The sequence below is a fragment of the Ralstonia sp. RRA genome (assembly GCF_037023145.1).
In the GTDB taxonomy this organism is placed as follows: Bacteria; Pseudomonadota; Gammaproteobacteria; order Burkholderiales; family Burkholderiaceae; genus Ralstonia.
Window position 1 is genome coordinate 907,714 of sequence record NZ_CP146091.1, and the last position, 21,768, is coordinate 929,481.

Sequence of the window (21,768 nt, forward strand, 5' to 3'; positions counted from 1 at the left end):
GGAATGTCGGAAAGTCAAGAAACGCTGTTGCTCGTCGATGGCTCGAGTTATCTGTACCGTGCTTATCACGCACTGCCCGACTTGCGTAACGGAGAAGGGTTTCCTACGGGGGCCATCTACGGCATCGTGAACATGCTGCGCAAACTGCGCAGCGACTACCCGGCCAAGTATAGCGCCTGCATTTTCGACGCTAAAGGCAAGACCTTTCGCGACGACCTGTATCCCGCTTACAAAGAGCATCGTGCGCCCATGCCGGACGACCTGCGCGCGCAGATCGAACCGATCCACGAAGCCGTACGCGCGCTGGGCTGGCCCATCCTGGTGGTGGAGGGCGTAGAGGCCGATGACGTGATCGGCACCCTGGCCGAACGGGCGACGCGGGAAGGCGTTCGAACCATCGTCTCCACCGGCGACAAGGATCTTGCGCAACTGGTGAACGATCACGTCACGCTGGTCAACACGATGACCAACGAAACGCTCGATCCGCCGGGGGTGCAAGCGAAATTTGGCGTGCCGCCCGAGCGCATCGTCGACTATCTTTCACTGATTGGCGACACGGTCGACAACGTGCCGGGCGTGCCCAAGGTGGGCCCGAAGACTGCTGTGAAGTGGTTGACCGAATTCGGCACGCTCGACAACGTCATGGCCCGCGCGGGCGAGATCAAGGGCGTGGTCGGCGAGAACCTGCGCAACACGCTCGAATGGTTGCCCAAGGGCCGCGAACTGCTGACGGTGAAGCTCGATTGCGATCTGTCGAAAGAGGTGCCGAACTTCGATGCACTGATTGACGGCGGCGAAGACAAGAGCGAGCTGGTCGACTTCTTCTCCCGCTACGGCTTCAAGACCTGGTTGCGCGAGGCGTCCGGCGAGGCACTGCCTGATACGCGCAGCGTGGGTGCTGCCCGCAAAGCGGCCACACCCACCAAGAACTACGCTGGCGAGGCGTTTGCCCAGCAACAAGCCCAGGCTAGCCTGTTCGACGTCGAAGCGCCGCCGGAAGCGGTCAAGTACGAGACCGTCACCACCGAAGCGCAGCTTGAATCGTGGATGCAACTGCTCGATGAGGCCGACCTCGTCTGCATCGACACCGAGACGACCTCGATTGATCCGATGCTGGCGCAACTGGTCGGCATTTCGCTGTCGGTCACTCCGGGGCAGGCGTGCTACATCCCGGTCGCCCATCGTGGGCCGGATGTGGTGGGGCTGGATGCAGCGGCGCAACTCTCGCGCGACACCGTGCTCGCCCGCATGAAAATCTGGTTGGAGGACGACGCGTCCAAGAAGGTTGGCCAGCATTTGAAGTACGACGCGCACGTGTTTGCCAACCACGGCATTGCGCTGCGTGGCATCCAGCACGACACGATGCTGCAGTCGTACGTGCTTGAGTCCCACCGCAATCACGGCATGGATGCACTGGCAGATCGCGTGCTGCAACTGAAGACCATCACCTACGAAGAGGTGTGTGGCAAGGGGGCCTCGCAGATCGGCTTTGACGAAGTGCCGCTCGACCGCGCGACCGAATACGCCGCCGAGGATGCCGACATCACGCTGCGCCTGCACCGCGCGCTGTTCCCGAAGGTGGCGGCTGACGACAAGCTGGACTACGTCTACGAGCAGATCGAAATGCCGACCTCCATCGTGCTGCAGAAGATGGAGCGCAACGGTGTGCTGATCGACGGCGAGCGCCTCGCCAAGCAGAGCACTGAAATCGGCCAGCGTCTGCTGGCGCTTGAGACGGAGGCGCACGCGCTGGCGGGCCAACCGTTCAACCTGAGCTCTCCCAAGCAGATCGGCGAGATCTTCTTCAATCAGATGAAGCTGCCGATCGTCAAGAAGACCGCCAGCGGCGCGCCATCGACCGACGAAGAGGTGCTGCAGAAGCTGGCGGAGGATTACCCGCTGCCCAAGCTGCTGCTCGACTACCGGGGCCTGGCCAAGCTCAAGTCCACCTACACCGACAAGCTGCCGAAGATGGTCAACCCGAACACCGGTCGGGTTCACACGACTTACGGGCAGGCCACGGCTGTCACCGGGCGCCTTGCGTCAACCGATCCGAACCTGCAGAACATTCCAGTGCGCACGGAAGAGGGCCGCCGCATTCGCGAAGCGTTCATCGCGCCGGAAGGCAGCGTGATCGTCTCGGCCGACTATTCGCAGATCGAGCTACGCATCATGGCCCATCTGTCGCAGGATGAAGGCCTGATGCGTGCCTTCCAGGAAGGCCAGGACGTGCACCGCGCCACGGCCGCCGAAGTGTTCAGCGTGACGCCGTTGGAGGTCACGGCTGACCAGCGCCGCGTGGCCAAGGTCATCAACTTCGGCCTGATCTACGGCATGAGCGCGTTCGGGCTGGCCAGCAACCTGGGCATCGGCCGCGATGCCGCCAAGCTCTACATCGACCGCTACTTCGCCCGCTACCCGGGCGCCGCGCGTTACATGGACGAGATGCGCCAGACCGCGCGCGAACGCGGCTACGTGGAAACCGTCTTCGGCCGCCGCCTGTGGTTGCCCGATATCAACGGTGGCAACGGCCCGCGCCGCCAAGCCGCCGAGCGCGCCGCCATCAACGCGCCCATGCAGGGCACGGCAGCAGACCTCATCAAGCTTTCCATGCTGGCTGTACAAGGCTGGCTGGAAGCCGAAGCGATGCGCTCACGCCTGGTTATGCAGGTGCACGATGAACTGGTGCTCGAGGTGCCACAGGCCGAACTGGCCGTGGTGCGCGAGCGCCTGCCTGAACTAATGTGCGGCGTTGCGTCGCTGCGCGTGCCGCTGGTGGCCGAGGTGGGGGTGGGCGCCAACTGGGAAGAAGCGCACTGATGCCGTGACCGCCTGGCCGCGCCATCAGGCGTGGCGCGGCTTTCCTTGCCAAGGCAGGCTGCGGATGGCCGTAGCATGCGCATTTAATGATCTGTCATATCTGCCTGCCTGGGGTTGCGGCGAGTTTTGCAATGCAGCAGACTGCATCTGAAAGAGGATGTGATCGCAAAGATTCAAAGGCTTCAGGAGAACGATATGGCAGGGCAGACGGATGGCGCGGGCGGACCGCGCATCGTAGTGGTTGGCGGTGGCGCTGGCGGATTGGAGCTGGCAACGCGCCTGGGCGACAAGCTTGGCAAGCGCGGTGGTGCGCAAGTTGTGCTGGTTGACCGCAACCCGACCCATATCTGGAAGCCGCTGCTGCATGAAGTCGCCGCCGGCAGCATGGACCCGAACACCCACCAGCTTGAATACGCTGCACAGGCGCGCTGGCACGGCTTCGAGTTCCAGCAGGGTGAGCTGAAAGGGCTCGACCGTACCGCCAAGACCATCACCGTTTCCGGTTGCCTGGACGCCGACGGCACCGAGGTGCTGCCTGAGCGCGCCATTACCTATGACGTGCTCGTGCTGTCCATCGGCAGCGTGACGCATTTTTTTGGTGTGCCGGGCACGGCTGAGCACGCCATTGCGCTGGATACCGCATGGCAGGCCGAACGCTTTCGCCGCAAGCTCATTTCCGCGTGCATGCGCGCGCAGAACGGCGTGGGCGATGCCCGGCCGCAGGTGGACATCGCCATCGTCGGTGCGGGTGCCACGGGTGTAGAGCTGTCGGCCGAGCTGCGCAACACGGCGCACGTGCTGGCCGCCTATGGCCTGCACAAGATGGACCCACGCCACGACATCCGCATCCACCTGATCGAGGGCGGGCCACGCATTCTGCCGGTGCTCAAGGAGCGCATTTCCGCTGCGACCACCGAACTGCTGCACAAGCTCGACGTGGATGTCATCACCAGCGAGCGCGTGACCGAGGTGACGGCCAATGCCGTCAACACCGCCAGCGGCAAGTCCATCCCGGCAGATCTGACGGTGTGGGCGGCAGGCATCCGCGCGCCTTCGGTGTTGGGCGAGTTGGGGCTGCCGGTCAACAAGCTGGGGCAGGTGGTCGTGTCGCGCACGCTGCAGGTGGAAGGCGAGGATTCGATCTACGCCTTTGGTGATTGCGCAAGCTGCCCGTGGCCCGAGGCGTCGACCAGCGTGCCGCCGCGCGCGCAGGCTGCGCACCAGCAGGCAACGTATCTGTACAACGCGCTGCGCAGCCGCCTGGACGGCAAGCCGGTTGGGCAGTTCGCGTTCAAGGATCTGGGTTCGCTGGTGTCGCTCGGCCACTTCAGCGCGGTCGGCAGCCTGATGGGCGGGCTGATCGGCGGCTCGATGTTCATTGAAGGGCTGATGGCGCGGCTGATGTACACGTCGCTGTATCGCATGCACGTGCTGGCACTGCACGGCTGGGTGCGCATGGTGCTCGATACGGTCACCCACTGGCTGCGCAGCAAGACCAATCCGCGCGTCAAGCTGCACTGATCACCGCGCAGCATTACACAGCACTTCACTCGGCGCCGATTGCCTTGCTTCGGTAGACTAGCCGCTTCGTTCACCGTCACCGCCTTCGGGCGCTAGGAGAGTGCGATGCAGCTGGATGCAGAAGTGGAAAGTCTGGTGCCGGGCCGCAACTTTGACCGCCGCGGCTTCATGAAGACGGCGCTGGGTTCGGCATTTGCGGCGGCGGTGCTGCCCGTGTCGGCGCAGGCCATCAAGACGGACTTCAACGGGCTGACGGCGGGCGAGGTGACCGTGCCCGTCGGCGACTTCAAGATGCCGGCCTACCGAGCCCAGCCCGAGGGCAAGACCAAGCTGCCGGTGGTGATCGTCGTCAGCGAGATCTTTGGCGTGCATGAGTACATCGCCGACATCTGCCGGCGTTTTGCCAAGCTCGGCTATCTGGCCATCGCCCCTGAACTCTTCATACGGCAGGGCGATCCGCAGTCGATTGCAACGATCAGCGAGCTGCAGGAGAAGATCATCTCCAAGGTGCCCGACGCGCAGGTCAGTGGTGATCTGGATGCAACGGTTGCTTGGGTCAAACAGAACGGCGGCGATCCGGCGCGCATTGGCATCACCGGGTTCTGCTGGGGTGGACGCCAAACCTGGCTGTTTGCCGAACACAGCGCCGACATCCGCGCCGCAGTGGTGTGGTACGGCCAGCCGAGAGGCAATCCGACACCGCTGCAGCCGGTGTTCCCGATCGACAAGGTGGGCGAGCTCAAGGCGCCTGTACTGGGCATGTACGGTGCCAAGGACACAGGTATCACGCAGGATTCCGTCAGCGCCCTGAAGACAGCGTTGGAGGCATCCAAAAACCCCAAGGCGCATGCGTCGCGCATCATCGTCTACCCGAATTCGGGGCACGCATTCCATGCTGACTACCGGCCCAGCTATGTGAAGGCCGATGCGGAAGACGGCTGGAAGAAGTGCATTGCCTGGTTCAAGGACCACGGCGTCGAGTAGGCGCTTCGTCCTTCCAGCAAGAAAGGCCCCACGTGGGCCTTCTCTTTTTGGGCTGTGCTGGCAAAGCTTCACAAAGGGGCATACAATGCGCCTCTTCTTGCAACTCTGTTGCGTTTGTTGGCGCGGATAGCGTCACCTGCTGCGCCACCCCCGGCATGACCCTCGATACCACTCTGTTAGGCATTCTTCTGGCGACTGCGCTGTCCGGCATCGGCAGCATGGCGGGCGCTGCTGTGCTGTCGCTCACCGTGCTGTCGCGGGTGGTCGACCGCATGGTGAGTTTCTCCGTCGGGGTGCTGCTGGCGACGTCGCTATTGCACTCGTTGCCCGAGGCTTTTGAGGCACACAACGGCATCGAGCCGAACACGCATGCACTGTTCGCCACGCTGCTGGCCGGGCTGCTGGGCTTCTTCCTGCTGGAAAAAGTCTCACTGCTGCGTCACTCGCATCATCATGAGGGTGACGGGCATGGCCATCACCACGGGCATGATCGGCAGGAAGCCGGCCGCAGCGGCATGATGATCCTGGTGGGCGACGGCCTGCACAATTTCTCCGATGGCATCGTCATTGCCGCCGCGTTCCTCGCCGACACCAGAGTGGGTATCGTGACCGCACTGGCGATTGCCGCGCACGAGATTCCGCAGGAGATCGGGGACTTCATGGTGCTGCTCAACGCCGGTTTCTCGAAGACGCGCGCCTTTGTCTACAACCTGATCTGCAGCGTCTGCGCGCTGGTGGGGGCGGTGCTCGGCTACTACCTGCTGGATCGCCTGACCTCGTGGATTCCGTACGTGCTGGTGGTGGCCTCCAGCAGCTTCATCTATATCGCCGTCTGCGATTTGATGCCGCAGATGAAGCGCCGGCCGCGCAAGCAGGAATCGGCGATCCAGGTTGCGCTGATCGCAGCAGGTGTCGTGATGATTTTCCTGCTGACCAATGGCCTGCACGGCCATGCGCACTGAGGCATCGCTTTCGTCTAACAAAAAAGCCCGGTTGATGCCGGGCTTTTTGCTGCGTGCGTGAGGCGCCGATTATGGGTTCGGCCCTGTTGCCACCGGGCGTGCCGGATCGCTGCACCATTCGCTCCACGAGCCCGCATAGAGGGCGGCGCCGGTCAGGCCGGCGATCTCCATGGCCAGCGCGTTATGGCAGGCAGTTACGCCCGAGCCGCATTGCAGCATCGTATCGGCGGGCTTGGCGCCGGCCAGCACGGCAGCAAAGTCAGCACGCAGTTGTTCGGCCGGCTTGAAGGTGCCGTCGGCTTGCAGGTTGTCGCGGAAGAAGCGGTTGCGCGCGCCGGGGATGTGGCCACCGACCGGGTCCAGTGTTTCGTTCTCGCCGCGATAGCGGTCGGGGGCGCGGGCATCGATGACAGGCTTGTCGGCATGGCCGAGGTATTTCTGCACGATGTCGGCGGTCACCAGCGGCGCGAGCGACGGCTTACGCGTCAGATTGCCCGGCGTTGCGTTCAGTTGCGGCTCTTCCGGCACGATCTTGTCGACGGGGTAGTGCGCGGCTTCCCACGCTTGCAGGCCGCCATCAAGCACGGCCACATCGGCGTGGCCGACCCAGCGCAGCAGCCACCAAAGGCGCGCGGCATACATGCTGCCCTGCCGGTCGTAGGCGACAACCTGTGTGTCGTCGTTCACGCCCAGCGCACGCAGGCGCGCGACCAATGCATCGGCGTCGGGCAGCGGGTGGCGGCCGTTGGTGCCGGTCTTCGGGCCGGACAGTTCATTGTCCAGGTGCAGGTAGAACGCGCCCGGAATATGGCTGGCGTGGTACGCATCGCGCCCGGCCGCCGGGTTGGCGAGGTCAAAGCTGCAATCGACGATGACCAGGCTGTCCGGCGCGCTTTGCTGCAGGGCGGCCAGTTGCGGCGCGGTCATCAGTGTGGCGTAGCGAGCGCGTTCGCTCATATCAGCAATCTCCAGGGGGCGACTAGCAATCAAACTTCCGGATGAACCTCGGCTTCCGGCCCGGACACGGCGGTCTGCGGGGTCGGATGCTCGGCGCCCGACTGGCGGGCGCGCATGACGGTGGTAACGATACCGCTGCCGATGATGAGGGCCATGCCCAGCCACGACAACGCGTTCAGGTGATCATTCCACAGCAACATACCCCAACCGCTCGCAAAGACGATGCCGGTGTATTGCAGGTTCGCAGTCAGTAGTGTGTTGCCGCGCTTGTAGGCGCGCGTCATCGACGTCTGGCCGAGGGTGGCCAGAAGGCCCACCGCCAGCAGCAGACCGGCACCCGACCACGTGTGCGGTTGCGCACCTCCGATGAGCATCCATGCGCCACCGGCAATTGCGCTCAACAGCGAGAAATAGAACACGATGCGCGCTTCGTTCTCACCCAGGTCACCGAGTTGGCGCACCTCCACATACGCCAGCGCCGTAAACACCCCAGAGACGAGACCGATCATGCCGCCGGCCAGTGCAAGCTGCGACCCGCCCATGCTCGGTTGCAGCAGGCAGACCACCCCCACGAATGACATGACGATGGCTACTACCATGCGCCGATCTGCCCCGCCTGGTTTACCCGCCAACGCCGCACCCGCGCCGATGATGAGCGCAATCCACACCGGCGACATGTAATTCAGCGTCATGGCGGTGGCCAGCGGCAGCAGGCTGATGGAGGTGAACCACAGCAGCAGCGAAGTCACCCCGAACACGCTGCGCTTGATATGCGACAGGAAATACGGCGTGCGCACGCCTTGCCCTGAGCGCTGCAGGATCGCGCCCATCAGCACGACGCCGATGATGCTGCGGTAGAAGACGATCTCGCCCGTGCTGTAGTGCGCCGAGGCAAGCTTCACGCACACGCCCATCGCTGAGAAGGCAAATGCCGCAAGAATCATCCACAGCGATTGGCGGGCGGAGTTGTCGGCCGTCTGGGCAGCCGTGTGGTGGACTTCGGTGGTGGTATCGGCAGACATGGCGAGGGAGTGCTGCAAACAACGGGGCGAAAAAAAACGGTGCAGACCACGCGGGCTGCACCGTTCGTATTGTGACGCGGAAGGCGGCGGATGCCTACGGTCGGCCAGCCGTTAGTAGCGCATCACGCGCCGGTACCACTCATGGAAGTGCTGCATGCCGTCTTCCATGGGTGACTGATACGGACCGACTTCGCTCACGCCGCGCTTCATCAGCGCTGCGCGGCCGGCGTCCATGCGCTCGGCAATCTCGTCGTCCTCGATGCAGGTTTCCATGTAGGCGGCACGCTCGGCCTCGACGAACTCGCGCTCGAACAGGACGATCTCTTCCGGGTAATAGAACTCGACCACGTTGCGTGTCTTGTTCGGGCCCATCGGATGCAGCGTTGAGATCACCAGCACGTTCGGATACCACTCGACCATCACGTTCGGGTAGTACGTCAGCCACACCGCGCCGTACTTGGGCATCTCGCCGTTGTTGAAGCGCAGCACGGCGTCATGCCACTTCTGGTACGTGGGCGTGCCCGGTTTGCGCAAACCGGCATGGAGGCCGACCGTCTGCACGCTGTGCCACTCACCGAATTCCCATTCCAGATCGTCACACGAGACGAACTGGCCGAGGCCCGGATGGAAGGGCACGACGTGGTAGTCCTCGAGGTACACCTCGATGAAGGTCTTCCAGTTGTAGTTGCACTCGTGCACCTCAACGTGGTCGAGCATGTAGCCGGAGAAATCGAGATCGCGCGCCACGCCCAGGCGGGCGAGGTCTTCGCGCACGTCGCGCTTGCCCTCGAACAGCAGCCCGTTCCAGTTCTGCAGCGGCGAGCGCGACAGGTGCGCGCACGGCTGCTTCTCGAAGTGCGGCGCGCCCAGCAGGTCGCCTTTCAGGTCATACGTCCAGCGGTGCAGCGGGCACACGATGTTCTGGGCATTGCCGCGCCCATTGAGCATGATGGCCTGCCGATGCCGGCACACGTTGGAAAGCAGTTCGACGCCGTTCGGATTGCGCACCAGCACGCGGCCTTCGGCCTCGGCGGCAAGCGTGTGATAGTCGCCGACTTCCGGGACCATCAACTCATGGCCGACGTAACCCGGGCCATGCTTGAACAGACGTTCGATTTCAGTTTGATACAGCGCCTCGTCGAAGTATGCAGAGACGGGCAACTGGGTTTCAGACGGCACCAGGTTCAGTGCGGCGCTGAGATTGGACATTATCCCCACTCCCAATAACGGTGAAAGTAGTGAACAACCCAACCATCGAAAAATTCGATGAAAAATTCGATTTGGGAAAGGACGCCATCGGCAGGTAGCCGGGGTCTGTTGAAATAGGAAACGAGCGCTGTCGGCCCCCGCTTGGGCCAACGACCATACGTTTGATGGGCCAACAGACCCAAACCACCATACGGAGCGGCATGTGCCGGCCCGGCCTTTGGAGGAAGGGGGCGATTGTACCCCAGGGGATTTGATAAGTCCCTGATTTTCGACATCTTTCGGCTGCCAGTCAGACGGTTGTCAGCCGGACCAGCACTCTATGCGTGGCCACCAACCGCTGTCCGGCGCCTTGCGCGATGTGCGCAGAACGCACGCGGAATTGCCGTAAAATGCCAGATTGTCCTTTTCTGATTCGCAACCGGCATGCCCCGTGCCCCAAGCGTTGCTTCGAGCGACGCGTCCGCCTCCCCATCATCCGCCACGCCGGCTTCCTATGAAGCGGCCATGGCCGAACTCGAAACCCTTGTTGCCAGCATGGAATCGGGCGAACTGCCGCTGGAGGCCTCGCTTGCGGCGTATCGCCGCGGGGCCGAACTGGTCAAGTATTGCCAGCAGGTGCTGGAGCGCGTCGAGCAGCAGGTTCGCGTGCTCGACGGCGATGCCCTGAAGCCGCTCGCCGACGACAGCAACACGAACGAACAGGGCGGCGCATGAGCGATTTTGCCCAATGGATGACGTCCGTGGTCGCACGGACGGAAACCGCGCTGGAACGCGCTTTGCCGGCCGAGAGCGTGGCGCCGCAGCGCCTGCACGCTGCCATGCGCTACGCCACGCTGGGTGCCGGCAAGCGCGTGCGCCCGCTGCTGGCCCATGCTGCCGGTGCGCTGGGCGAGGCGTCGCCCGAAGCACTCGATGGCGTGAGCTGTGCGGTGGAGATGATCCACGCCTATTCGCTGGTCCACGACGACATGCCCTGCATGGACGACGACGACCTGCGCCGTGGCCGCCCAACCGTGCATCGCGCCTATGATGAAGCGACGGCGTTGCTGGTGGGGGACGCGCTGCAGACACAGGCCTTTATCGTGCTGGCCGAACTGGGTGCAGTGAACCCCGAGACCCGCGCGGTACTGGTGGGCGAGTTGGCGCGTGCGTCCGGTTCGCTGGGAATGGCGGGTGGTCAGGCAATCGATCTGCAGAGCGTCGGCATTGCACTGTCCCAGGAAGCACTGGAGGCGATGCACCGCATGAAGACCGGCGCACTGCTGCGAGCAAGCCTGCGCATGGGTGCGCTGTGTGCTGGCGTGAATGCCGCTGCGTTGGAACAAGTGGATGCCTACGCGGGTGCAGTCGGCCTGGCGTTCCAGGTGGTCGACGACATCCTCGACGTGACGGCCGATACCGCCACGCTGGGCAAGACTGCCGGCAAGGACGAGGCCAACGACAAGCCGACCTATGTGTCCATCCTCGGGTTGGACAAGGCTCGGGCGTTGGCCAATGAGCTGCACGCCGCAGCGGGTGCGGCGGTTGCGCAACTGGCCCGAGAACTGGGCGAGGCACGTACTGTTCGATTGGCCGAGATGGCCGACCTGATCGTGCGGCGTGGCCACTGAACAACATTGCGTTGGGGGTAGAGCACAACGCCCAATGCCAAAAACGCGCCTGAGCGGCGGTCCCACATGACGTACGAACTTCTGAAAACCATCGACGATCCGGCCGACCTGCGCCGCCTGGACCGCCGCCAGCTTGGGCCCCTGGCCGACGAGCTGCGCGCCTTCGTGCTCGATTCCGTTTCGCAGACGGGCGGCCACCTGTCGTCGAACCTGGGCACGGTCGAGCTGACCATCGCACTGCACTACGTCTTCAACACGCCGGAAGACCGCATCGTGTGGGATGTCGGCCACCAGAGCTATACGCACAAGATCCTGACCGGCCGCCGTGAGCAGATGGGGTCGCTGCGCCAGCTGGACGGTATCTCGGGCTTCCCGCGTCGCAGCGAGAGCCCGTACGACACATTCGGCACGGCGCACTCGTCCACGTCGATCTCCGCTGCGCTGGGTATGGCCCTGGGCGCCAAGACCAACGGTGAGAACCGCGTCGCCATTGCCGTGATTGGCGACGGTGCGATGACGGCCGGTATGGCCTTCGAGGCGATGAACAATGCCGGTGTCTACAAGGACCTACCGCTGTTGGTGGTGCTCAACGACAACGACATGTCGATCTCGCCGCCGGTGGGGGCGTTCAACCGCTACCTCGCGCGCTTGATGAGCGGTCAGTTCTATGCCGCGACCAAGAAGGGCGTGGAGAAGTTGTTGTCAGTCGCGCCGCCAGTGCTCGAATTCGCCAAGCGTTTCGAGGAGCACACCAAGGGCATGTTCGTGCCGGCCACGATGTTCGAGGAGTTTGGCTTCAACTACATCGGGCCGATCGACGGGCACGATCTCGAGTCACTCGTGCCGACGCTGCAGAACATCCGCCAGCGCGCGCTGGACGGCGGCGGGCCGCAGTTCCTGCATGTGGTCACCAAGAAGGGTCAGGGCTACAAGCTGGCTGAGGCCGATCCGATCCTCTATCACGGCCCGGGCAAGTTCAATCCGCAAGAGGGCATCAAGCCCGCCACGCGCCCGGCCAAGGTGACGTACACCCAGGTGTTCGGCAACTGGCTGTGCGACATGGCCGCCGCTGACAAGCGCCTCGTCGGTATCACGCCTGCCATGCGTGAGGGTTCCGGCATGGTGGAGTTTGAGCGGCGTTTTCCCGATCGTTACTACGACGTTGGCATTGCCGAGCAGCACGCCGTCACCTTTGCCGGTGGCCTCGCGTGCGAGGGCCTGAAGCCTGTCGTCGCCATCTATTCGACGTTCCTGCAGCGCGGCTATGACCAACTGATCCACGACGTGGCGTTGCAGAACCTGCCCGTGGTGTTTGCGCTGGACCGCGCTGGCTTGGTCGGTGCGGACGGTGCCACGCATGCCGGTGCCTACGACATCGCCTTCCTGCGTTGCATTCCCAACATGATGGTGATGACGCCGGCGGACGAGAACGAATGCCGCCAATTGCTGAGCACAGCGTTTGCGCAGGATTGCCCGACGGCAGTGCGCTATCCGCGCGGCGCCGGCACGGGTGTCGCGGTGCAGCAGACGCTTGAACCGCTGCCGCTGGGCAAGGCCGAGGTCCGCCGCGTGTCGACGGCCCCCGCAGGGCAGCGCGTCGCGATCCTGGCATTCGGTTCGATGGTCGCGCCGGCCTCGGCGGCTGCGGAGCGTCTGGATGCGAGTGTCGTCAACATGCGCTTCGTCAAACCGCTCGATGTGGCCTGCGTGCTGGAAATGGCGCGCACGCACGATTACGTGGTCACCGTGGAAGAGGGCTGCGTGATGGGCGGCGCCGGTAGCGCCTGCGTGGAAGCTCTGGCTGCCGCCGGTGTCGCAACGCCCGTGCTGCAACTGGGCCTGCCCGATCGCTTTGTCGATCACGGAGACCACGCCGCGCTGCTGGCGCAATGTGGGTTGGATGCCAACGGCATCCTCGCTTCCATCCGCGAGCGCTTTGACGTGCAACCGCGGGCAGCGGCGCCGCGTGTCGCTTGAGTCTCTTGCGTTATAGGCAGATTCAATCACCCGCATAGCGCTTGCGGGTTTGAGTAGTTGACTGCAGAGGTAGGAAATTTCCCTTACACTCCGCCAGTCCAATTTGTAAATTGTGTGCGCAGTCGCGGGATGGGTTGAATAGACCACTTGAGGAGTGGTCACCGTCAGCCAGATTCCGCGGTTTCACACTCGTTGCGTTCCGGCCGACTGCGATGGCCGGGCGACCGTAAAGGAAACCGATCATGAACGATATGAACCCGGCTTTTGCGATGCCGGATGTGCAGTCCAGCCACGACACCCGCCAGATCCCGATTCAACGCGTGGGCGTGCGTGGCGTGCGTTATCCGATGTCGCTGCAGACCCCGTCGGGCGTGCAGAACACCGTCGGCACGTACAACCTGGATGTGCACCTGCCCGCCGACCAGAAGGGCACGCACATGTCGCGCTTCGTCGCGCTGCTCGAAGAAGAGCGCGAGCCGCTGAACCTGGCGCAATTCCAGCTGCTGCTGGAAAAGATGCTGGAAAAGCTCGAAGCCGACGCCGGCCGCATCGAAGTCCACTTCCCGTATTTCGTCAGCAAGACGGCCCCGGTGTCGGGCGTGCAGTCGCTGATGGACTATGAAGTGACGATGATCGGCGAAGTGCGCGACGGCCACACCAAGGTGCGCGTCAAGGCGCTGGTGCCGGTGACGAGCCTGTGCCCGTGCTCGAAGAAGATCTCGCAGTACGGCGCGCACAACCAGCGCTCGCACATCACGATCGACGCCGAGCTGGCGGCCGATACGCCGGTCGAATCGCTGATCCGCATGGCGGAAGAAGAGGCGTCGTGCGAGCTGTGGGGCTTGCTCAAGCGTCCGGACGAGAAGTTCGTGACCGAGCGTGCGTACGAGAACCCGAAGTTCGTGGAAGACCTGGTGCGCGATATCGCCATGCGCCTGAACCAGGATGACCGCATCGTCGCCTACACGCTGGAAGCCGAGAACTTCGAGTCGATCCACAACCACAGCGCCTATGCGCTGATCGAGCGCGACAAGCGTCTCGACAAGTAATCGACGTCGCAGCAACGAAAAAGCCGCTCAACCGAGCGGCTTTTTTCATGCTTGCTGGATACGGATGTCTTCGAGATCCCAGCGTGGTGTGACGCCGTAGCCGTAGCCGTCCTGCACTTGCGTGGGATCAGCTTGGAGCCGCATCGCGCCGGCAAAGGCGATCATCGCGCCGTTGTCGGTGCAGAACTGCAGGTCGGGGTAATAGACGCGCAGTCCGCGCTTCTTGCCCTCGGCGTTCAGGCCCTCGCGCAGTTGGCGGTTGGCGCCCACACCACCGGCCACGACGATGCGCTTGAGACCATGCTCGCGTGCGGCGCGCAGCGTCTTCTTGACGAGTACCTCGACGATGGCGTCGACAAACGCGCGGGCCAGGTCGGCGCGCGGCTGATGGCAGGTCTCGCTGTCGGTCAGGTTGAGCTTGCGTACCTGCGTGAGCACCGCCGTCTTCAGGCCCGCAAACGAGAAATCGAAATTGCCTGAATGCAGCATCGGTCGGGGCAGATCGAACACACCCGGGTTGCCGAATTCGGCGAGGCGCGAAACGGCGGGGCCGCCGGGGTAGCCGAGGCCGAGGAGCTTGGCCGTCTTGTCGAAGGCCTCGCCGGCAGCGTCGTCCAGTGTCTCGCCGAGCAGCGTGTACTGGCCGACGGCATCCACGCGCATCAGCTGCGTGTGGCCGCCAGAGACGAGCAGCGCCAGGAACGGAAACTCGGGCCGATCCGCTTCCAGCAGGGGCGAGAGCAAATGCCCCTCCAGGTGATGCACGCCCACCAGCGGTTTGCCCAGTGCAAACGCCAGCGCATTCGCCACGGAAGCGCCGACCAGCAGCGCACCGGCCAACCCTGGGCCTTTTGTATAGGCGATTGCGTCGATGTCCGCGCGTGTAGCGCCAGCCTTGCCGAGCACTTCTTCCAGCAGCGGAATCACGCGGCGGATGTGGTCACGCGAGGCCAGTTCGGGCACCACGCCGCCGTATTCGCGGTGCATGGCGATCTGCGAATAGAGCGCATGCGCGCGCAGGCCGGCATCGGTGTCGTACAGGGCGACGCCGGTTTCGTCACAGGAGGATTCGATGCCGAGGACCAGCATGGCGTGTGAAGGAAGAAATCCGTAGGAAGGCGCCGAAGATAGCACAAGCTAAAATGCACGGTTTTCCAGCATAGACAGAGGCGGCGCGGCGATCATGATGCGGTGCGATGTAGCGGTGATCGGCGCGGGCGCGGCCGGAATGATGTGCGCGGCGGTCGCCGGGCAGCGCGGCGCGCGCGTGGTGTTGATCGACCACGCGACGAAGCTGGCCGAGAAGATCCGTATCTCGGGCGGCGGGCGCTGCAACTTCACCAACGTGAATGCGGCGCCGGCCAACTACTTGTCGAACAACCCGCATTTCTGCCGCTCGGCGCTGGCGCGGTACACGGCGCAGGATTTCATCGGCCTCGTCTCCAGCTACCGCATTCCGTATCACGAGAAGCACAAGGGCCAGCTCTTTTGCGACGACAGCGCGGAAGACATCATCCGCATGCTCGAAGTGGAGTGCGAGAAAGGCAACGTGATTTGGCGCACCGGCTGCTCGATCGCTGAGGTGGGCAAGGATGGCGATGCGTATCGCCTCTCGACCAGCGCCGGCGAGATCGTCGCCAACAAGCTGGTGATTGCCACGGGCGGATTGTCCATTCCCAAGATTGGCGCGACGGATTTTGGCTATCGGATTGCGCGGCAGTTCGGGCTGAAGATTGTCGAGACGCACCCGGCGCTGGTGCCGCTCACGTTCAATGCTGAGCATTGGGCGCCGTTCTCGGCGCTGTCAGGTGTGTCGATGGAGGTCGATGTGACGGTTGCGCAGCCTGCCAGCAAGGGCGGCAAGAAGGGCGGCGCGACGACGTTCCGCGAAGATTTGCTGCTGACGCATCGGGGGCTGTCTGGCCCGGCCATTCTGCAGATTTCGAGCTTCTGGAATTCGGGTCAGCCGCTCGCCATCGACCTGCTGCCGGACACCGACGCCGCGCAATGGCTATGCGACGAGAAATCCGGCTCGCGCAAACAACTCGGGACGGTACTGGCGCAGCGGCTGCCGGAGCGCGTCGCGCAGGCCTGGTGCGCCACGCATGGCGCCAACCCGCACGCGCCAATTGCGGAGCTGTCCGACAAGCTGCTGCGCACGCTGGGCGGCGCGCTCAACCGCTGGGAGCTGACGCCCTCCGGCAGTGAGGGCTACCGCAAAGCCGAAGTCACGCGCGGGGGCGTCGATACGCGTGCGCTGTCGTCCGCGACCATGGAGGCGCAAGCTGCACCTGGCCTGTACTTCATCGGCGAGGTGGTCGACGTGACGGGGTGGCTCGGCGGCTACAACTTCCAGTGGGCGTGGGCTTCGGCCGTCGCGGCTGGCGAGGCGGCGTCCGTCGGCTGATCCCCCACCGATCGGTCCTAGAACTGTTGTGGTTCTGTGCTACGATCAGTGATCCACTTTTCTCAGTTTGCAACCCGCTGGGCCGCTGCCCAAGCGGGTTTTGCCGTTTATCGGAGTTTTTGAATGTCCTTGAAGGCACAGATCACGGAAGACATGAAGGCCGCCATGCGTGCCAAGGAAATGGATCGTCTGGGCACGATCCGCCTGCTGCAGGCCGCCATCAAGCAGCGCGAGGTGGATGAGCGCATCGAGCTGGATGATGCCGCCGTGCTGGCCGTGGTCGACAAGATGATCAAGCAGCGCAAGGACTCCATCACCGCGTTCCAGCAAGCCAGCCGCGAAGATCTGGCTGCCAAGGAAGCGGCTGAGATTGCCGTGCTGCAGGTCTACATGCCGGCGCAACTGTCGGACGCCGAAGTCGACGCCGCTGTGCGCGACGCCGTGGCCAAGGCCGGTGCCGCCGGCCCGCAGGACATGGGCAAGGTCATGGGCATCCTCAAGCCGGCCCTGGCTGGCCGCGCTGACATGACGCAAGTCTCGGCGCGCGTGAAGGCTGCCCTGACCGGCGCCTGATCCCCCTTCCCACCCGCAACACCCAAGGGGCGCACTCCGCGTGATCCCGCAGCCGTTCATTGACGACCTGCTCAACCGCGTCGATATCGTCGACGTGGTGGGCCGCTACGTGCAATTGAAGAAGGGCGGCGCCAATTTCATGGGGCTGTGCCCGTTCCATAACGAGAAGTCGCCGTCGTTCTCGGTGTCGCCCACCAAGCAGTTCTATCACTGCTTTGGCTGCGGCGCGCACGGCTCGGCGATCGGCTTCCTGATGGAGTTTTCCGGGCTGTCGTATGTGGAGGCCATCAAGGACCTCGCGCAGTCCGTCGGCATGGTGGTGCCGGAAGAGCGCGGTGGCCTGCCGCCAGCAGCCCGCGCCGAGCAGCAAGCCAAAACGGTTGCACTCGGCGACATCATGGCCCGCGCCTGCGAGCACTACCGCAAGCAACTGCGCAGTGCCCCCAACGCCATCCAATACCTCAAGGGCCGCGGCCTGACCGGCGAGATCGCCGCGCATTTCGGCCTCGGCTATGCGCCCGACGACTGGCAGTCGCTCGAAAGCGTGTTCGGCCCGTACCGTGACGACGCCACCGCAGGTCCGCTCATCGAGGCCGGCCTCGTCATCGAAAGCGAGAAGACCAGCGCCGACGGCTCGCACCGCCGCTACGACCGCTTCCGCGATCGCATCATGTTCCCCATCCGCAATACGAAGGGCGTGGTGATCGGCTTTGGCGGCCGGGTGCTGGGGCAGGGCGAGCCGAAATACCTCAACTCCCCCGAAACGCCGCTGTTCAGCAAGGGCACTGAGCTGTACGGCCTGTTCGAGGCGCGCAATGCCATCCGCGAATTGGACTACGTGTTGGTCGTGGAAGGCTACATGGACGTCGTCGCGCTCGCCCAGCTTGGGTTTGCCAATGCCGTGGCCACATTGGGCACGGCCTGCACGCCCATCCACGTGCAGAAGCTGCTGCGGCAGGTCGATACCGTCATCTTCTCGTTCGACGGCGACTCCGCCGGGCGCCGTGCCGCGCGTCGTGCGCTGGAAGCCTGCCTGCCGCACGCCACCGACAACAAAACGATCAAGTTCCTGTTCCTGCCGTCTGAGCACGATCCGGACAGTTTCGTGCGCGAAGAAGGCACCGAGGCCTTCGCCCGCGAAGTGCACAACGCCATGCCGCTGTCGCGCTTCCTGCTGCAGGCCGTGACCGAAGATCTCGACCTGCGCCAGCCCGAAGGACGCGCCCGCGCCCAGTACGAGGCCAAGCCGCTATTGACCGCCATGCCGTCCGGTGGCCTGCGCCTGCAGATCGTGCGTGGCCTGGCCGACATGACCGGCACCACGCCCGCCGACATCGAAGCGCTGTGCGGCCTGCGCAGCGACCCCGCCCAAGCTGGCCGCATGACGCAAAAGCGCCCGCGTGTGGCGCGTACCGCACCAACCGCGCTGGAGCAAAAGCTGCTGCGCCTGTTGATGCGGTATCCCGCGTTGGCCGCCCGGCTCGACACAGATGCACGCGCCCAGTTGACGGCGCCGGAATTGCCCCAAGGTGAGGTATTGGCAGGGCTGCTGGCCGAATGCGATGCCGCGAGCCCCGAGATGCACTTTGGCGCCTTTGTCGAGCGCCTCGGCCAGACGCCGTATGCCGAGGCCTTCGCTGGACTGCGCGTGACTGTCCTCGAAGACGATATCGAGCTGGAGCCGGCCACCATGGAGTTCGACAGCGCTGTGCAAAAGATGCTCCTCGCGTCGCACAAGCGCGAGCTTGAGATGTTGCTGCGCAAGGTGGAAAGCGGTCATGCCAGCGATGACGATCGAGAGCGTATGCGTTGGCTGTTAAGTGAGACCAGCCGCCGCTAGCTCGAGTAGCGCGCACGTCCCAGTACAAACCTAACTGGGGCGGGCGATTGCGGGTAGCCCCTTGATTTTTCAGGCGAAAACCCGATTTTCACTTAGACCGGCTGGTCTGGCGTGCTAGAATAGCCGGTTCGGATTGCAATATCTTTTTCCCAATTTGGGGGAGTGAGCGTGCCCATGGTGAAGGTGAAGACCTCCGCGAAGACCGGTTCCAAGGCCAGTCCTGCTTCTGTTTCTGCCACGCGATCCTCATCGGCGCACGGCGCCGGAGGAGGAAAGACTTCAACGGGAACGGCGAAAGTCGCGAATGGTCGGAGCCATATGGGGCAAGCGGTAACAAAGGCGACTGTGCCGGCAAAGACGGGGAAAGCCCAGCCGCGCCAGACCGCCGAGATTACCGTCGCCGCCAAGCCCGTCAAGGCAGCAGCGCGCGCAAAAAGTGCAATCCAGTCTTCAACTGCAGACAAGGTCTCGACGTCGATCAGCACGAGCGCCAGACCTGGCGGCAAAACAGCCGCTTCAGTCGCACTCAAGGGCAAGACAACCACCGTGGCGAAATCGAAAGCTACCGAAGTCGAGAGCAAGCAGACCCCTGCCAGCGCAAGCGCAACCAAAACGGGTACCGCTCGTACCAGCACCGCAGCCAAGCCAGTCAAGGCAACCGCGGAAGACACCAAGCGCGCCGCCCAGGCAGAGGCCACCCCCACAACTCCTCCTGCGCCCCGCGCCGAAGCAGCAGCCGAGCCCAAAAAGCGCGGCCGCAAGCCCAAGGCAGAAACGCAGGCAGACGATGACAGCAGCACGGACGTGACTGAAGAATTTGACACCCCCGCCGCTCCGGCACCGAAAACCGAAAAGCTGAAGGCCCGCGACCGCAAGGCCAAGGAAAAAGCCCTGCTCAAGGAATTTGCTGCCTCGCAGCAAGGCGGTTCGGAAGAAGAGCTCGAGGCTCGCCGCCAGAAGCTCAAGGCGCTGATCAAGCTGGGCAAATCGCGCGGCTACCTGACCTACGCCGAAATCAACGACCACCTCCCCGACGACATGGTCGACGTGGAGTCGCTGGAAACGTTGGTCGCCACGCTCAACGACATCGGCGTTGCCGTGTACGAGCAGGCGCCGGACGCCGAAACGCTGCTCCTGAACGACAACGCGCCTTCCGTGACCACGGAAGAAGAGGCGGAAGAAGAAGCCGAAGCCGCGCTGTCGACGGTTGACTCCGAATTCGGCCGCACGACCGACCCGGTGCGTATGTACATGCGCGAAATGGGCACGGTCGAACTGCTGACGCGCGAAGGCGAAATCGTCATCGCCAAGCGCATCGAAGCGGGCCTGAAGGACATGGTCATGGCCATCTCGGCCTGCCCGGTCACCATTTCAGAAATTCTCGCCATGGGCGAGCGCGTCGCCAACGACGAAGCCAAGATCGACGAGTACATCGACGGTCTGATCGACCCGAACGCTGAAGCCGATGCTGCCGCTGCAGCCGAGGAAGAAGAGGACTTCGAGGAAGAAGAGGCCGAAGAGGAAGCCGACGAAGAGGAAGACGAGGACGATGAAGGTGCTGGGGCTGCCGCCGCTTCGGCCCGTCAACTCGAAGAGCTCAAGCAGGCTGCGCTGGTCAAGTTTGGCGTGATCGCCGACCAGTTCGACAAGATGCGCCGCGCGTTCGAGAAGGAAGGCTATAAGTCCAAGTCGTACGTGAAGGCGCAGGAGGCCATCCAGGCCGAACTGATGTGCATCCGTTTCACCGCACGCAACGTCGAGCGTCTGTGCGACACGCTGCGCGGCCAGGTGGATGAAGTGCGCAAGCTGGAACGCGCCATCCTGAACATCGTGGTCGACAAGTGCGGCATGCCGCGCGGCGACTTCGTATCGCGCTTCCCGGGCAACGAGACCAACCTCAAGTGGATCGAGACCGTGGTGGCCGACGGCAAGCCGTACAGCACCATCGTCGAGCGCAACGTGCCGGCCGTGCACGAACTGCAGCAGAAGCTGATCGACCTGCAGGCGCGCGTGGTGCTGCCGTTGTCGGAGTTGAAGGACGTCAACCGCAAGATGTCGGAAGGCGAGCGCCGTGCGCGTGAAGCCAAGCGCGAGATGACCGAGGCCAACCTGCGTCTGGTGATCTCGATTGCCAAGAAGTACACGAACCGCGGTCTGCAGTTCCTCGACCTGATCCAGGAAGGCAACATCGGCCTGATGAAGGCGGTGGACAAGTTCGAATACCGTCGTGGCTACAAGTTCTCGACGTACGCCACGTGGTGGATCCGTCAGGCCATCACGCGTTCGATCGCCGACCAGGCACGCACCATCCGGATTCCGGTGCACATGATCGAGACGATCAACAAGATGAACCGCATCTCGCGTCAGATCCTGCAGGAAACCGGCAATGAGCCGGATCCGGCAACGCTGGCCGAGAAGATGGAGATGCCGGAAGACAAGATCCGCAAGATCATGAAGATCGCCAAGGAGCCGATCTCCATGGAAACGCCGATCGGTGACGACGACGACTCCCATCTGGGCGACTTCATCGAGGATACGAACACGCTGGCCCCGGCCGAAGCGGCGCTGCATGGCTCCATGCGCGGCGTGGTGAAGGACGTGCTCGACTCGCTGACGCCGCGCGAAGCCAAGGTGCTGCGCATGCGTTTCGGTATCGAGATGAGCACCGACCACACGCTGGAAGAAGTCGGCAAGCAGTTCGACGTGACGCGTGAGCGTATCCGTCAGATCGAAGCGAAGGCGCTGCGCAAGCTGCGTCATCCGAGCCGTTCGGACAAGCTGAAGAGCTTCCTGGAAGGTAGCTAATCAGTAGCGGATTGATGCTCGGAGGTGGGTTT

17 protein-coding genes are annotated in these 21,768 nt (G+C 63.7%); 12 read left to right on the forward strand and 5 right to left on the reverse strand.

What is annotated here, in order from left to right; all coding sequences use genetic code 11:
- Positions 1-3: 3 nt before the first annotated feature.
- The 4 genes from polA to V6657_RS04445 all read left to right on the forward strand — a co-directional run bounded on the left by polA (position 4) and on the right by V6657_RS04445 (position 6,287).
- Positions 4-2,820 (forward strand): DNA polymerase I, encoded by a 2,817-nt coding sequence (gene polA / locus V6657_RS04430; RefSeq protein ID WP_048931995.1) that lies wholly within the window; start codon positions 4-6, stop codon positions 2,818-2,820.
- Between the two features lie 195 nt (positions 2,821-3,015).
- Positions 3,016-4,341: an NAD(P)/FAD-dependent oxidoreductase gene (locus V6657_RS04435; protein ID WP_048931889.1), complete on the forward strand. Its 1,326-nt coding sequence runs from the start codon at positions 3,016-3,018 to the stop codon at positions 4,339-4,341.
- A 105-nt stretch (positions 4,342-4,446) separates the two neighbouring features.
- Entirely contained in the window at positions 4,447-5,325 is an 879-nt protein-coding gene (locus V6657_RS04440; RefSeq protein ID WP_048931890.1) for a dienelactone hydrolase family protein, read from the forward strand.
- A gap of 155 nt (positions 5,326-5,480) precedes the next feature.
- Entirely contained in the window at positions 5,481-6,287 is an 807-nt protein-coding gene (locus V6657_RS04445) for a ZIP family metal transporter (protein ID WP_048931891.1), read from the forward strand.
- 69 nt (positions 6,288-6,356) lie between these two features.
- On the opposite strand, the gene V6657_RS04450 is transcribed toward V6657_RS04445, so the two are convergent.
- The 3 genes from V6657_RS04450 to V6657_RS04460 all read right to left on the reverse strand — a co-directional run bounded on the left by V6657_RS04450 (position 6,357) and on the right by V6657_RS04460 (position 9,475).
- Complete coding sequence (locus V6657_RS04450; RefSeq protein ID WP_048931892.1) at positions 6,357-7,244, reverse strand: sulfurtransferase; 888 nt, start codon at positions 7,242-7,244, stop codon at positions 6,357-6,359.
- Between the two features lie 29 nt (positions 7,245-7,273).
- Entirely contained in the window at positions 7,274-8,188 is a 915-nt protein-coding gene (locus V6657_RS04455) for a DMT family transporter (protein WP_171017968.1), read from the reverse strand.
- A 189-nt stretch (positions 8,189-8,377) separates the two neighbouring features.
- Positions 8,378-9,475 (reverse strand): aromatic ring-hydroxylating dioxygenase subunit alpha, encoded by a 1,098-nt coding sequence (locus V6657_RS04460; protein ID WP_048931894.1) that lies wholly within the window; start codon positions 9,473-9,475, stop codon positions 8,378-8,380.
- A 423-nt stretch (positions 9,476-9,898) separates the two neighbouring features.
- On the opposite strand from V6657_RS04460, the gene V6657_RS04465 reads away from it, so the two are divergent.
- The 4 genes from V6657_RS04465 to folE2 all read left to right on the forward strand — a co-directional run bounded on the left by V6657_RS04465 (position 9,899) and on the right by folE2 (position 14,111).
- Positions 9,899-10,189, forward strand: a complete 291-nt coding sequence (locus V6657_RS04465) for an exodeoxyribonuclease VII small subunit (protein WP_048931895.1) — start codon at positions 9,899-9,901, stop codon at positions 10,187-10,189.
- Entirely contained in the window at positions 10,186-11,085 is a 900-nt protein-coding gene (locus V6657_RS04470) for a polyprenyl synthetase family protein (RefSeq protein WP_048931896.1), read from the forward strand. The genes V6657_RS04465 and V6657_RS04470 overlap by 4 nt, the downstream gene beginning before the upstream one ends.
- 66 nt (positions 11,086-11,151) lie before the next feature.
- On the forward strand, positions 11,152-13,062 hold the full coding sequence (dxs, locus tag V6657_RS04475; protein WP_048931897.1) for a 1-deoxy-D-xylulose-5-phosphate synthase: 1,911 nt from the start codon (positions 11,152-11,154) through the stop codon (positions 13,060-13,062).
- Positions 13,063-13,304: 242 nt separating this feature from the next.
- Positions 13,305-14,111 (forward strand): GTP cyclohydrolase FolE2, encoded by an 807-nt coding sequence (gene folE2, locus V6657_RS04480; protein ID WP_048931898.1) that lies wholly within the window; start codon positions 13,305-13,307, stop codon positions 14,109-14,111.
- A gap of 45 nt (positions 14,112-14,156) precedes the next feature.
- Here folE2 and tsaD read toward each other — a convergent pair whose 3' ends face one another.
- Positions 14,157-15,200 (reverse strand): tRNA (adenosine(37)-N6)-threonylcarbamoyltransferase complex transferase subunit TsaD, encoded by a 1,044-nt coding sequence (gene tsaD / locus V6657_RS04485; protein WP_048931899.1) that lies wholly within the window; start codon positions 15,198-15,200, stop codon positions 14,157-14,159.
- Positions 15,201-15,294: 94 nt separating this feature from the next.
- Here tsaD and V6657_RS04490 point away from each other — a divergent pair, with 94 nt between their 5' ends.
- The 3 genes from V6657_RS04490 (at position 15,295) to dnaG (ending at position 18,931) form a co-directional block, all read left to right on the forward strand.
- On the forward strand, positions 15,295-16,518 hold the full coding sequence (locus V6657_RS04490) for an NAD(P)/FAD-dependent oxidoreductase (protein ID WP_048931900.1): 1,224 nt from the start codon (positions 15,295-15,297) through the stop codon (positions 16,516-16,518).
- A gap of 123 nt (positions 16,519-16,641) precedes the next feature.
- Positions 16,642-17,091: a GatB/YqeY domain-containing protein gene (locus V6657_RS04495; protein WP_048931901.1), complete on the forward strand. Its 450-nt coding sequence runs from the start codon at positions 16,642-16,644 to the stop codon at positions 17,089-17,091.
- Positions 17,092-17,131: 40 nt separating this feature from the next.
- Complete coding sequence (gene dnaG / locus V6657_RS04500; RefSeq protein WP_048931902.1) at positions 17,132-18,931, forward strand: DNA primase; 1,800 nt, start codon at positions 17,132-17,134, stop codon at positions 18,929-18,931.
- A gap of 92 nt (positions 18,932-19,023) precedes the next feature.
- On the opposite strand, the gene V6657_RS04505 is transcribed toward dnaG, so the two are convergent.
- The gene (locus V6657_RS04505; RefSeq protein WP_160315272.1) at positions 19,024-19,170 is read right to left on the reverse strand and encodes a hypothetical protein; all 147 of its coding nucleotides are present in this window, start codon (positions 19,168-19,170) and stop codon (positions 19,024-19,026) included.
- A 79-nt stretch (positions 19,171-19,249) separates the two neighbouring features.
- Here V6657_RS04505 and rpoD point away from each other — a divergent pair, with 79 nt between their 5' ends.
- Positions 19,250-21,736, forward strand: a complete 2,487-nt coding sequence (rpoD, locus tag V6657_RS04510) for an RNA polymerase sigma factor RpoD (RefSeq protein ID WP_048931903.1) — start codon at positions 19,250-19,252, stop codon at positions 21,734-21,736.
- The last annotated feature ends 32 nt before the right edge of the window (positions 21,737-21,768 follow it).